Source organism: Kluyvera georgiana ATCC 51603, assembly GCF_001654985.1.
In the GTDB taxonomy this organism is placed as follows: domain Bacteria; phylum Pseudomonadota; class Gammaproteobacteria; order Enterobacterales; family Enterobacteriaceae; genus Kluyvera; species Kluyvera georgiana.
Window position 1 is genome coordinate 74,829 of the sequence record NZ_LXEU01000030.1, and the last position, 13,663, is coordinate 88,491.

Annotated in this window: 8 protein-coding genes; 3 read left to right on the forward strand and 5 right to left on the reverse strand. The window is 59.9% G+C overall.

Features of this window, described 5'->3' with window-relative positions; all coding sequences use genetic code 11:
• Positions 1 to 74: 74 nt before the first annotated feature.
• On the forward strand, positions 75 to 851 hold the full coding sequence (gene sseB, locus M989_RS06550) for an enhanced serine sensitivity protein SseB (RefSeq protein WP_064543526.1): 777 nt from the start codon (positions 75 to 77) through the stop codon (positions 849 to 851).
• Between the two features lie 36 nt (positions 852 to 887).
• Here sseB and timP read toward each other — a convergent pair whose 3' ends face one another.
• The 5 genes from timP to M989_RS06570 all read right to left on the reverse strand — a co-directional run bounded on the left by timP (position 888) and on the right by M989_RS06570 (position 5,964).
• Entirely contained in the window at positions 888 to 1,010 is a 123-nt protein-coding gene (timP, locus tag M989_RS26195) for a small toxic inner membrane protein TimP (protein ID WP_245191233.1), read from the reverse strand.
• 339 nt (positions 1,011 to 1,349) lie between these two features.
• Positions 1,350 to 2,123 carry a MurR/RpiR family transcriptional regulator gene (locus M989_RS06555; RefSeq protein ID WP_064543528.1) on the reverse strand — a complete coding sequence of 258 codons (774 nt, stop codon included), beginning with the start codon at positions 2,121 to 2,123 and terminating at the stop codon, positions 1,350 to 1,352.
• On the reverse strand, positions 2,123 to 2,968 hold the full coding sequence (gene sseA, locus M989_RS06560) for a 3-mercaptopyruvate sulfurtransferase (protein WP_064543530.1): 846 nt from the start codon (positions 2,966 to 2,968) through the stop codon (positions 2,123 to 2,125). Before sseA ends, M989_RS06555 begins: the two co-directional genes overlap by 1 nt.
• A gap of 73 nt (positions 2,969 to 3,041) precedes the next feature.
• Positions 3,042 to 4,406: a 6-phospho-alpha-glucosidase gene (locus tag M989_RS06565; RefSeq protein WP_064543532.1), complete on the reverse strand. Its 1,365-nt coding sequence runs from the start codon at positions 4,404 to 4,406 to the stop codon at positions 3,042 to 3,044.
• 13 nt (positions 4,407 to 4,419) lie between these two features.
• Positions 4,420 to 5,964 (reverse strand): PTS transporter subunit EIIC, encoded by a 1,545-nt coding sequence (locus M989_RS06570; protein ID WP_064543535.1) that lies wholly within the window; start codon positions 5,962 to 5,964, stop codon positions 4,420 to 4,422.
• Between the two features lie 260 nt (positions 5,965 to 6,224).
• Here M989_RS06570 and M989_RS06575 point away from each other — a divergent pair, with 260 nt between their 5' ends.
• Positions 6,225 to 11,165, forward strand: coding sequence for an alpha-2-macroglobulin family protein (locus tag M989_RS06575; protein WP_064543537.1), 4,941 nt, complete (start codon positions 6,225 to 6,227; stop codon positions 11,163 to 11,165).
• 1 nt (position 11,166) lies between these two features.
• Positions 11,167 to 13,485, forward strand: a complete 2,319-nt coding sequence (gene pbpC / locus M989_RS06580) for a peptidoglycan glycosyltransferase PbpC (protein WP_064543539.1) — start codon at positions 11,167 to 11,169, stop codon at positions 13,483 to 13,485.
• The last annotated feature ends 178 nt before the right edge of the window (positions 13,486 to 13,663 follow it).

The following is a 13,663-nucleotide window of genomic DNA, read 5'->3' on the forward strand; positions in this document are numbered from 1 at the left end:
AGCGCCATCCGGCAAAATACTGGCGGGGGCGCTTCGCTTGCCCGCCCTACAGTAACCATTGAATTTGTGGCCTTATGTCCGAAACCAAAAACGAACTCGAAACGCTGCTGGAACAAGCGGCGACGGAACCTGCTCATCGCCCGGCCTTTTTCCGCACCCTGCTGGAGTCCACCGTCTGGGTTCCCGGCGCGGCTGCCGATGATCAACAGGTTGTCGACGACAGCGCGCTGGAACTTCAGCACTGGGAAAAAGATGACGGCACCTCCGTTATCCCGTTCTTCACCTCGCTGGAAGCGCTGAAGCAGGCGGTGACCACCGAGCAGGCGTTTGTCGTCATGCCGGTACGTTCGCTGTTTGAAATGACCCTCGGCGAGACGCTGTTCCTCAACGCCAAACTGCCGACCGGTAAAGAGTTTACCCCGCGTGAAATCAGCCACCTGATTGGCGAGGAGGGCAATCCGCTGAGCACCCAGACGGTGCTGGAAGGCGGTAGCGCGCTGCTGCTCTCTGAAGTGGCAGAGCCACCGGCACAGATGGTGGAGTCGCTCACCACGCTGTTTAAAACCCTGAAAACGGTCAAACGCGCATTTCTGTGCTCCATCAAAGAACACGCTGATGAACAGCCAAACCTGCTGATCGGGATTGAAGCGGAAGGGGATATCGAAGAGATTATCCACGCCGCTGGCAGCGTCGCGACCGACACCCTGCCGGGCGACGAACCGATTGATATCTGCCAGGTGGTGGAAGGCGAGCCGGGCATCAGCCACTTTATGCTGGCGCATATTACGCCGTTCTACGAAAAGCGCTGGGGCAGCTTCCTGCGCGATTTTAAGCAGAACCGGATTATCTGACCCGAGGAAAGCCGCCCCGAAGGGCGGCATCCTGGCTTACTTGCCCTGCGCGATGCTCATCGCGCTAACGGCGCTGACGGAGTGACTCCGTTCGCTGTTGGTGCGAAGAAACAAGGCGGCAGAAACAATCAGCACGATACAGAAGTATCGTCTGTTCATTGCGCGGTCCATGCGAAGACCGCATCACAGCAGCACCGCTGGCGATAATGTTGCGATAGCAAGTGCTGAGACACGCTTGCAGTACGGCCATGGGACATCCTTTCCCGAAGCCAGCGCCCGTTTGCGAGACGGCGGAAAGGGCCGCTTACGATAAAACGGTAAAAATGAAATAGTTTCTTTGGTTATTAACTTGACTTTAGTTCCGGCAAAAGAGAATATTTGCCTGCTGAGATACGCTTGCATTGCTTTAGCAATGTAGCCTGCTGGAAAGGCCGCGAACCGGACCAGCACAAAGAAACCGCTGTTACAGGCGGTTTTTTTGTGCCTGAACCCCCCTGATTACCCCGTCGCCTCCAGCAGCAATAAATCCATCAACAGCACCAGATTGGACTCAAATGACGTGATATCCGCCGCTTCGGCGGCAAAATGCGCGGCTTCGTCATACAGCGCAAAATGCAGATCCGCCAGTCCCGCCAGCGTATTGGCGGAGGCGCGGGTGAAGGCGACAACCGTCATGCCCACGTTGCGGGCGATGCGCGCCTTATCCAGCACCTGCTCGGTTTCGCCGCTGCGCGATACGGCGATAAACACCTGGTAGCGCGCGGCGTTGCTGAGAAAGATGTTACGGCTATCGCCCGGGCCGGAAATAAAGGCCGTTTTGCCGAGCACCTGAAGCTTTTTCGTCAGATACTCGGCAAAGAGATAAGAAAACCCTGCGCCATAGAGAAAGAAGCTTTCCTGCTCGCGCAGCAGGCGGGTAAACTGCTGCCGCTTGTCCGCCGTTGCCCACTGAAAAGACTGCTGGTAGTTGGCGATAAAGCGGTTGAACAATTCGGGAAATTCCGCGCAGGACTCTGTGCGTTGCGCCGCGATATGCGGCGTTTCCGCCAGCAGGCTTTTACAGTGCCAGATAAACTCGCTGTAGCCGCTAAAGCCCAGCTTTTGACACAGCCGCATAATGGTTGCCGTGGAGACAAATGTCGCCTGCGCCAGTTGACGGACGGTGATCTTGCCTACCAGCAGCGGATGCTCCGTCAAATGCGCCAGCACCCGATACTCCGCGCGGGTTAAGGACGCTCCGCGCGTCAGCAGCGTTGCCAGGCGATTATCCATTACTGCACAGGCTCTATCGGCAGGTCGGCGCGGGCACCCCATTCACTCCAGGACCCGTCGTACAGGGTTACGTCGTCGGCCTCAAGCGTGGCCAGCGCCAGTGCGACCACCGCCGCCGTCACGCCGGAACCGCAGCTCACGATAATCGGCTGATGTAAGTCGACACCCTGACGAGCAAAGATAGCTTCGAGCTGGTCAGTGGTTTTTAGCTCACCGTCCACCACCAGATCGCCCCAGGGCACGTTGCGCGCGCCGGGAATGTGCCCACGACGCAGTCCAGGACGCGGTTCATCAACCTGGGCATTGAAGCGCGGCGCCGGACGGGCGTCGACGATTTGCGCGGAGCCTTCATGGCTGGCCAACAGCACGTCGGTCAGTCGTTTGACTGCTTCGGCATGGAATGTAGACTCAAACTCGCCCTCAGCGCTTTGTACGTCTCCCTGCTCGAGCAGCAGATCGTCGCGCTGCCAGCCGGCCAGCCCCCCGGCCAGAATAGAGACCCGCTCTGCGCCAAAGGTACGCAGCATCCACCACGCGCGCGGCGCGGAGAACAGGTTGCCTTCGTCATAGATGACCAGATGTTTATCGCGGCTGACGCCCAGTTCGCGCATGGCGACGGCGAAAGCCTCCGGGCGCGGCATCATATGCGGCAGCGGCGAGGTGTGGTCGGAGAGGACCTCAATATCAAAAAAGACCGCGCCCGGCAGATGCCCGGCGCGGTATTCCGCGCGCAGATCGCGATGTTCTTGTCCCGGCGGCGCCATGCGGGCGTCGATAATCTGAACTTCCGGGTCATCAACGTGCTCAGCCAGCCAGTCGGCGGCAACAAAATACGAAGTGGTCATGGTACCCTCCATTGATGAATCATAGAGAGATTGTCGGTGTTTTTGCTCACACCGACAAGCGACCCGCGGTTTATTAGCGCGTGGCTTCACCATTTTGCCAGGCATGTTGCAGCTGCGGCCAGTAATCCCGGTTGGCGATAATCATCTCGTCAAGAATAGCGCGCGCGTGTTCCATTGTTGGCACGGTACGGTTGAGGGTAAAGGCCTGTAACGCTTTTTCATAGCTGCCCTCAAGCGTGGCTTCAACCAACAGCTGCTCTGAGGCCAGCTGCTGCATTAACAGCGTCTGGTGGAACAGCGGCACATTGCCCATCCGCACCGGCTCCGGGCCATTGGCGGTGATGTAGGCCGGGACTTCTACCATGGCATCGTCCGGCAGATTGGCGATGGCGCCCTGATTTTCAACGATCACTAAATGGCGCTGGCGTAAATCAAAGGCCAGAGACCGGGCCACTTCGACGATAAATTCCCCGTGCACGCCAACGTGGAAAGCGTCCGGCAGAATACCGGTTTGCTGATACTTCACCGCCGCCGCAAACAGCTTTTTCTCTCGCCCGTCCATCACTTCGTTGGCGCGCGTGTAGTCCGGGTTCTGATGCTCGACGATTTGGTTGGGCATCAGGTAATACTGCAGATACGGGTTCGGCAGATATTCCGGGAAGCAGTCCATAATTGGTTTGATATTACGCCAGGTTTTCACCCAGGACGGATCGGCATGCTGTGGATCGGTTTGCGCGGCGTCTTCGGTCAGCAGGCCGAATTTCGCCACGTGGCGACGTAACTCAGGCAGTTTGTCTTCGCCATCGACCCGAACCTGGGTAAACCAGCCAAAGTGGTTGAGGCCAAAGTAGTCGACGTCGAGCTTGTGGCGGTCGACGCCGAGAATCGCCCCCATATTGCGCATCGCCGCCACCGGCATATCGCAGATATTCAGCACTCGCGCCTGCGGACGCAGTCGGCGAATGCCTTCGGCCACAATCGCCGCCGGGTTGGAATAGTTGACGATCCACGCTTTCGGATCGGCATAGCGCTCAACAAGGTCAATCAGCTCGACCATCGGCAGAATGGTGCGCAGGCCGTAGGCCAGCCCTCCAGGGCCGCAGGTCTCCTGGCCGACCACGCCGTGGCGTAGCGGAATTTTTTCATCCTGCTCGCGCATTTTGTACTGCCCGACGCGCATCTGGGCAAAGACGAAGTGCGCGCCGCTAAACGCCGTTTCCGGGCAGGTGGTCACGGTAAATTTGATGTTCTGGCTATGGTCGCGAATCACCTTTTCCACCACCGGGGCGATGGTGTTTTGCCGCGCTTCATCGATATCGTAGAGGCGAATTTCCGCCAGCGGGAAGTCGCTCAGGCGCACCATCAGGCTTTTGACAATGCCCGGCGTATAGGTGCTGCCACCGCCGGCGATAGCCAGAATAAATGGGGATTTCAACATGTTATAGCCTCCTTCAGAGAAACGTCTCAACGGCTTCTCGCATTTTTTTGACGTGCAGCCCGTAGACCACCTGAACGTTATTACCTTGTTTAATAATGCCTTTCGCACCGGTCGCCTTGAGCTGCGGCTCGTTAATCCGTGCGATGTCTTTCACGGTGACGCGCAGCCGGGTGTAGCAGTTATCCACCACCTCAATGTTGTCGCGCCCGCCTAACCCCTCGATGATGCTGGTGCCCAGCCCATCGTTATTGCCCTTCGCCTGATACTCCTGCTTGCTGTAAAGCTTCGTCTGCTGGTCATCCTCTTCGCGGCCCGGCGTTTTCATGTTGAAGCGCAGGATCAGGAAGCGGAAGATGACGAAGTAGAGCGCGAACATAATCAGCCCGACCACGATGTACATCGGCCAGTTGGACTTCTCCGTCCCCAGCGGCAGGTTGTAGAGAATAAAATCGATAATGCCGTTGGCGCCGATGGCGTGGACGCCGAACAGCGAGAACAGCATCATGCCGATGCCGGTCAGTACGGCGTGCACCACGAACAGCAGCGGCGCAACGAACAGGAAGGAAAACTCAATTGGCTCGGTCACGCCGACCAGCATTGATGTCAGCGCTGCTGGGATCAGAATGGCTTTCGCCGCGGCTTTGCGTTCCGGTTTTGCGGTGACGTACATCGCCAGCGCGGCGGCAGGTAAGCCGAACATTTTGCTGATGCCGCGTGCGTCCCACACCACGGTACTGCTCAACTGTTTGACGTCAGGGCAGGCCATTTCGGCGAAGTAGATATTGCGCGCGCCCTGGTACAGGTTGCCGCAGACCTCGTGCGAACCGCCCAGTTCGGTATACAAAAATGGGGTATAGACCAGGTGGTGCAGGCCGGTTGGCACCAGAATACGTTCGAGGAAACCGTAAATCGCCACCCCGAACGGGCCGGAGCCTTTAATCGCCAGCGCCAGCGCACTGATACCGTGCTGCGCCCACGGCCAGAGTTCGCTCATCACCACGCCAAGTAAAATCGCGACCGGCAGAATGATGATGGTGACAAAACAGTGGCCGGAGTAAATCGCCATCGCCCCGGAGAACTGCACGCCGGAGTAACGGTTGTAGAGATAGCCGGTGAGCGCACCGGTGAGGATCCCGGCGAAAACGCCCATCTCCAGCACCTGCACGCCCAGCACCATGCTTTGCCCGGCGGTGCGCATCTGGTCGGCTGGGGCCAGCTCGCCCTGCCATTGCAGCGTGAAGTTCATGGCGTTGATAAACACAATAAACGTCACCAGCCCCAGCAGTGCGGCGTAGCCCTTATCGCGAGCGGCGAGGCCGATGGGAATACCGACGGCAAAGATCATCGCCAGGTTCACCAGCAGCGAAACGGCAGATTTGGCAATCAGCTGCCCTAAATGCTGGACCGCAGAGTAGCCCAGAAAAGGGATATACTCTGCAAGACTGCCGTTGCCCAGCACGTTGCCGAAGGCGATAAACAGCCCGACAATCGGCAGAATCAGGACCGGGCCGTAGAGGGATTTACCAAAATTTTGTAGGGCATTAACGGCTCTTTTCATTATTTTCTCCAACGTTGAACCGCGTAGATGAGACCTGATGACCGGCAAAAGGTAGCAGCAGAAGGGCGGGGGAATCCAGCTATCCTATTGTTTTAAAAACAAAGTACGCATAACGTTACATGTTACGTTATGAGTTGTGATCGCCGTAACACCGTGGAAGTCTGGTTACGAATGTCATCCTCCAGTACTGGTAAACGTCTACCTGGGGCATAATACTGTGTTGACGACTCAAACAGACTTCACCAGTCAGAGGTTACAGGATGAAACCCTTTCGTTTGGCTACGCTGGCACTCGCGCTGGCAATGACGTTCACGATGGCAGGTTGCGACGATAAAAATGACGACAAACCCGCCGCCCCCTCGACACCAGCCGCTACCGCACCGGCAAAACCCGATGCCGCCCAGCTTGAAAAACTCGCCCAGCAGAGCCAGGGCAAAACGCTCACCCTGCTGGATGCCTCAGAAGTGCAGCTCGACGGCGCCGCAACGCTGGTGCTCACTTTCTCCGTACCGCTTAACCCCGATCAGGATTTCAGCAAAACGGTCCACCTGGTGGACAAAAAGAACGGTAAGGTTGACGGCGCGTGGGAACTGGTGCCCAACCTCAAAGAGCTGCGGCTGCGCCATCTGGAACCGAAACGCGATCTGATTGTGACCGTCGACCCTGGGTTGGCGGCGCTGAATAAGTCGACTTTTGGTACCAGCGTCGAAAAAACGCTGACCACCCGCGATATTGCGCCGAGCGTTGGCTTTGCCAGCCGCGGATCGCTGCTGCCGGGCAAGGTGGTGGAAGGGCTGCCGGTGATGGTGCTCAACGTGCCGCACGTTGACGTGAACTTCTTCCGCGTGAAGCCGGAATCGCTGGCCGCGTTCGTCAGCCAGTGGGAGTACCGCAGCTCGCTCAGCAACTGGGAGTCAGACGAGCTGCTGAAGATGGCCGATCTGGTCTACACCGGGCGATTTGACCTTAATCCGGCGCGTAATACCCGGGAAAAACTGCTGCTGCCGCTGAAAGATATCGCGCCGCTACAGCAGTCTGGCGTCTACATTGCGGTGATGAATCCTGCGGGGCAATACAGCTACAGTAACGCCGCAACGTTGTTTACCCTGAGCGACGTCGGCGTATCGCTGCACCGCTACCACGGCCAGCTTGACGTGTTCACCCAAAGCCTGGAAAACGGCGCCGCCCAGTCGGCAGTGGAACTGACGCTGTTAAACGACAAAGGCCAGACGCTGGCACAGGCGACCAGCGACGCCAAAGGTCACGCCACGCTGCAAACCGACAAAGACGCGGCGCTGCTGCTGGCGCGTAAAGACGGGCAAACGACATTGCTGGATCTGAAGCTGCCCGCGCTGGATCTGGCCGAGTTTGATGTTGCCGGCGATCCCGGTTATCGCAAGCAGTTCTTTATGTTCGGCCCGCGCGATCTCTATCGTCCCGGCGAAACGGTGATCCTCAACGGCCTGCTGCGCGACAGCGACGGCAAGCCGCTACCCGACCAGCCGGTGAAGCTGGAAGTGGTGAAACCCGACGGCCAGGTGGTTCGCAGCGTGGTGAGCCAGCCGCAGAACGGTCTGTATCAATTGACCTGGGCGCTGGATAGTGGCGCGGCGACCGGCATGTGGCACATCCGCGCCAATACCGGCGACAACCAGCTGCGCGAGTGGGATTTCCACGTCGAAGACTTTATGCCCGAGCGCATGGCGCTGAGCCTGACGCCACAGACGACGCCGCTGGCCCCCGCTGACGACGTCAATTTCGCCGTTTCCGGCTACTATCTGTACGGCGCCCCCGCCAGCGGTAACAGTTTGCAGGGGAAACTGTTCCTGCGCCCGCTGCGCGATGCGGTTGCGGCGCTGCCGGGCTTCCAGTTCGGCGATATTGCGCAAGACAATACCTCCCGTAGCCTGGATGAAATGAGCCTGACGCTGGATGACAAAGGGCGTGGGGCAGTGACCACCGCCAGCCAGTGGCAGGAAACGCATTCGCCGTTGCAGGTGATCCTTCAGGCCAGCCTGCTGGAGTCCGGCGGTCGCCCGGTAACCCGTCGGGTCAGCCAGGCTATCTGGCCCGCCCCAGAGCTGCCGGGGATCCGCCCGCAGTTCGCCAGCAAGGCGGTTTATGACTACCGCACCGATACCACCGTCAACCAGCCGATCGTTGAAGAAAATAGCCAGGCTGCGTTTGACGTTGTTTACAGCAACGCTGCCGGTGACAAAAAAGCCGTTTCCGGCCTGCAGGTGCGGCTGATCCGCGAACGCCGCGACTACTACTGGAACTGGTCGGAAAGCGACGGCTGGCAGTCCCGCTTCGATCAAAAAGATCTGGTGGAAGGTGAAGAGACGCTGAATCTCAAAGCCGATGAGACCGGCAAGGTCAGCTTCCCGGTGGAGTGGGGGGCTTACCGTCTGGAAGTGAAAGCGCCAAATGACGCGGTCAGCAGCGTGCGCTTCTGGGCAGGCTATAGCTGGCAGGATAACAGCGACGGTAGCGGCGCGGCGCGACCGGATCGCGTGACCTTAAAACTTGATAAACCGAGCTATCAGCCGGGGGATACCATCAAGCTGCACGTCGCTGCTCCGGCGGCCGGTAAGGGCTATGCGATGGTAGAGTCCAGCGATGGCCCGCTGTGGTGGCAAGAAATTGACGTCCCGGCTCAGGGGCTGGATTTATCTATTCCGGTCGATAAAAGCTGGAATCGCCACGACCTCTATCTGAGCACGCTGGTGGTTCGTCCGGGGGATAAATCACGTTCCGCGACGCCGAAACGTGCGGTTGGCGTGTTGCATCTGCCGCTGGGCGATGAACAGCGTCGACTGAATGTGGCGCTGGAAAGCCCGCAAAAAATGCGGCCAAACCAGCCGCTGAGCGTCAAAGTGAAGGTGAATCGCAAGGAAGGTGCGGCACCGAAGCAGGTCAATGTGCTGCTGTCAGCCGTCGACAGCGGGGTGCTGAATATTACCGATTACATCACGCCGGATCCGTGGCAGGCGTTTTTCGGCCAGAAACGCTACGGCGCGGATATCTATGACATCTACGGTCAGGTCATTGAAGGTCAGGGACGCCTTGCCAGCCTGCGCTTCGGTGGCGACGGCGACGAGCTAAATCGCGGCGGCAAACCGCCGGTTAATCACGTCACCATTATCGCCCAGCAGGCCCAGCCGGTAGCCCTTGATGACAACGGGGAAGGGACCATCACTCTACCCATCGGTGACTTTAACGGTGAGCTGCGGGTGATGGCGCAGGCGTGGACGAACGAAGATTTCGGCAGCGCAGAACAAAAAGTGGTGGTCGCCGCGCCGGTGGTGGCCGAGCTGAACACGCCGCGCTTTATGGCCGGTGGTGATAACGCGCGACTGACGCTGGACGTCACCAATCTGACTGATAAACCGCAGACGCTGAACGTCCAGATTGCAACGACGGGCCTGTTGACGCTGAATAGCGGTCAACCGTCGCCAGTGACGCTGGATCCAGGCGTGCGCACCACGCTGTTTGTCCCCGTCAGCGCCAGCGAAGGTTTCGGCGACGGCGAGGTGAACATAACCGTCTCTGGCATGAACCTGCCGGGTGAAATGCTGGCCGACCTGCATAAGCAGTGGAAAATTGGCGTCCGTCCTGCCTTCCCGGCGCAAACGGTGAACAATGGCGCGGTGCTGCAACCCGGTGAAAGCTGGAGCGTGCCGGCTAACCAGAACGCGCGCTTCTCTTCGGTGACACAGCAGGGCCAGCTTCTGCTCAGCGGGAAACCCCCGCTGAACCTGGCGCGCTACATCCGCGAGCTGAAGGCCTATCCGTACGGCTGTCTGGAACAAACTGCCAGCGGCCTGTTCCCGCAGCTTTATACCAACGCCGCGCAGCTAAAAACGTTGGGCATTGTGGGTGACAGCGATGACAAACGCCGCGCGGCGGTCGATATCGGTATTTCGCGTCTCCTGCAAATGCAAAAAGAGAGCGGTGGCTTTGGGCTGTGGGATAAAGAGGGGCCGGAGGAGTACTGGCTAACCGCCTATGCCATGGACTTCCTGGTGCGCGCGGCGGAGCAGGGCTATAGCGTTCCGGCGCAGGCGATTAACAACGGCAACAACCGACTGCTGCGCTATCTTCAGGAGCCGGGGCTGATGAGCGTTCGCTACACCGACGATAATGCCGCCAGCCGCTTCGCCATTCAGTCCTATGCCGGGCTGGTGCTGGCCCGACAGCAAAAAGCGCCGCTCGGCGCGCTGCGCGAACTGTGGGAACGCCGCGACCAGGCGCGCTCCGGTCTGCCGCTGATGCAGTTAGGGATCGCGCTGAAGGCGATGGGCGACGCGCCGCGTAGCGAACAGGCATTACAGCTGGCGCTGGCCACCAAACGCTCGGACCAGACCCGCTGGTTGGCAGACTACGGTAGCGACCTGCGAGATAACGCGCTGATGCTGGCCCTGTTGGAAGAGAACAAGCTGCTGCCGGACGCGCAGAATGCGCTGCTGCAAACCCTCTCCGAGCAGGCATTTAGCGAACGTTGGCTGTCAACACAGGAGAATAATGCGCTGTTCCTCGCGGCGAGAAGCGTGCTGGACCTGCCGGGTAACTGGCAGGCGCAAACGACGCTGGACAGCCAGCCGTTGCAGGGCGATAAGGCGCTGACGCGCAACCTCGATGCCGACCAGCTTTCGGCGATGAAAGTGACCAACAGCGGCCAGCAGCCGCTGTGGCTGCGCCTCGATAGCACTGGCTACCCGGAACAAGCTCCGGCGGCCAGCAGCAACGTGCTGCACATTGAACGCCAGTTCTATGGCACCGATGGGCAACGTAAATCGCTCTCTTCGCTGCGCAGCGGTGAACTGGTGCTGGTGAAACTGGATATCAACGCCAGCCAAAACGTGCCGGACGCGCTGGTGGTGGATATGCTGCCCGCCGGGCTGGAGCTGGAAAACCAGAATCTGGCCAACAGTAGCGCTAACCTGCAGGACAACGGCAGCGAAGTGCAGGAGTGGCTGAACCAGATGCAGCAGGCGGATATTCAGCATATGGAATTCCGTGATGATCGCTTTGTGGCCGCGGTGGCCGTGAATGCCAATCAGCCGGTGACGGTGGTCTATCTGGCGCGGGCGGTGATGCCGGGGACCTATCAGGTGCCGCCAACGCAGGTAGAATCAATGTATGTGCCAGCCTGGCGTGCGGTTGGCGCGGCGGACGATATGCTGATCGTCGTACCGTAAGATGCGGATCGTCTGCTGGAAACGCCCCGTCTGGCGCTGGCTAGCCGGGGCGGTGGTCCTGTTTTGCGGCGCGATTGTGCTGGCGGATAAACAGTGGCCGCTGCCGTTGCATGAAGTGACGCCCGCGCGGGTGGTGGTGGCCGAAGACGGCAGCCCGCTGTGGCGCTTTGCCGACGCCGAGGGGATCTGGCGCTACCCGGTCACGATTGAAGAGGTGTCGCCGCGTTACCTCGACGCCCTCATTCAGTATGAGGACCGCTGGTTCTGGGAGCATCCCGGCGTCAATCCGTTTTCAATTGCCCGCGCCGCCTGGCAGGATCTCACCGCCGGGCGCGTGGTCTCGGGCGGCAGCACGCTCACCATGCAGGTAGCGCGGCTGCTGGACCCACATCCACGTACTTTCGGCGGTAAATTTCGTCAACTCTGGCGCGCTTTCCAGCTGGAGTGGCACCTCTCTAAGCGCGACATTCTTACGCTATATCTCAACCGAGCGCCGTTCGGCGGCACGTTACAGGGGATCGGCGCGGCAAGCTGGGCCTATCTCGGCAAGCCGCCCGCTGAACTGAGCTACGCTGATGCCGCGCTGCTGGCGGTCTTACCGCAGGCGCCGAGTCGGCTGCGTCCGGATCGCTGGCCGGAGCGGGCGCAGGCGGCACGCAATAAAGTGCTTGACCGTCTGCTGATGCAGGGCGTCTGGCCTGCCAACGTGGTTAACGAGGCGAAAGAAGAGCCGGTCTGGCTGTTCCCGCGTCAGATGCCGCAGCTGGCGCCGCTGTTCGCCCGCGCGATGCTGGCCCGCAGCCGGGAGGAGAAAATTGTCACTACGCTGGATGCCGGGCTACAGCGGCAGCTGGAAGATTTGGCGCTGAACTGGAAATCGCGCCTGCCGCCGCGCAGCTCGCTGGCGATGATCGTAGTGGATAATCGCGACATGAAGGTGCGCGGCTGGGTCGGTTCGGCAGATATCGCCGATGACAGCCGTTTCGGCCATGTGGATATGGTCACCGCAATTCGTTCGCCTGGCTCGGTGTTAAAGCCATTCTTGTATGCCATGGCCTTAGACAGCGCGTTGATTCATCCGGCGTCATTGCTACAGGATGTGCCGCGCCGAATTGGCGATTATCGCCCCGGTAACTTCGACAGCGGTTTCCACGGCCCGGTGAGTATGAGCGATGCGCTGGTGCGATCGCTCAACCTGCCCGCAGTACAGGTGCTGGACGCCTATGGGCCGAAACAGTTTGCCGCACGTCTGCGTAATGCGGGGTTGCCGCTGATCTTACCCGCAGGTGCGGAACCGAATTTGTCCTTGATTCTCGGCGGTGCGGGCGCTCGTCTGGCCGATATTACCGCTGCCTATAGCGCCTTCGCCCGTCACGGAAAAGTGGGGAAATTGCGGATGCTGGCAAGCGATCCGCTGCTTGAACGCCCGCTGCTGTCGCCTGGCGCGGCGTGGATTACTCGTCGTATTCTGGCGGGAGAAGCGCAGCCCGTGCCGGATGCTTCGCTACCGCAGGTGCCGTCGCTGGCGTGGAAAACCGGCACCAGCTACGGCTATCGCGATGCCTGGGCGATTGGCGTCAACGCGCGTTACAGCATCGGCATCTGGACCGGCAGACCCGACGGCACACCGGTCGCCGGGCAATTTGGTTTTGCCAGCGCCATCCCGCTGCTCAACCAGGTGAATAACTTACTGGCTTCGCGCGGCGTGGGTCAGCAGGAAGGACGCGATCCGCGACCGGCATCGGTGAGCGCGGCGGAAATCTGCTGGCCGGGCGGCCAGCCGCTGCCGGTGGGCGACGCTAACTGTCGTCGTCGGCTATCGACCTGGGTACTGGATAATAGCCTGCCGCCAACGCTGCTGTTGCCGGAGCAGGAGGGGATGCAGGGGATTCGTTTCCCGCTGTGGCTGGACGCCGCGGGCAAGCGGGTGGCGGCGGACTGCCCGGATGCTCGCCAGGTCATCCTTAACGTTTGGCCGCTTCCGCTGGAACCGTGGCTCCCCGCCGGGGAGCGCCGCGCGTCGCGACTGCCGCCGGTTTCAGCAACCTGCCCGCCGAGACAGTTGCAAAATGTCGCCCCGCTGATGCTCACCGGCGTGCGGGATGACGCGGTCATTCGCCGTCTGCCGGGCGTGCGAAGCGCACAGGTGGCGCTACAGGTCCATGGCGGAGAAGGGCGGCGCTGGTGGTTCCTTAACGGTGACCCGCAGGCGGAGGCGGACGACCGTCAGGTGTTAACGCTGGAGAAACCGGGTGCCTATCAGTTGGTGGTGATGGATGATGCGGGGCAAATGGCGGTGGCTAACTTTACGCTACAGTGACGGGCATTGTCGGGCGGCGTAATCGGGTAGGCACGATAAGCGTAGCGCCTTCGGGCCGAACGGGCGCACCATGCCGACGAGAGGATTGGTAGCAGATCTGTTGCTTAAAAGTATTTTATTTTAAAAAAATGTTACCTTCATCCATAGGCAACGGCGCAGAGGCTCATTATAATCCGCG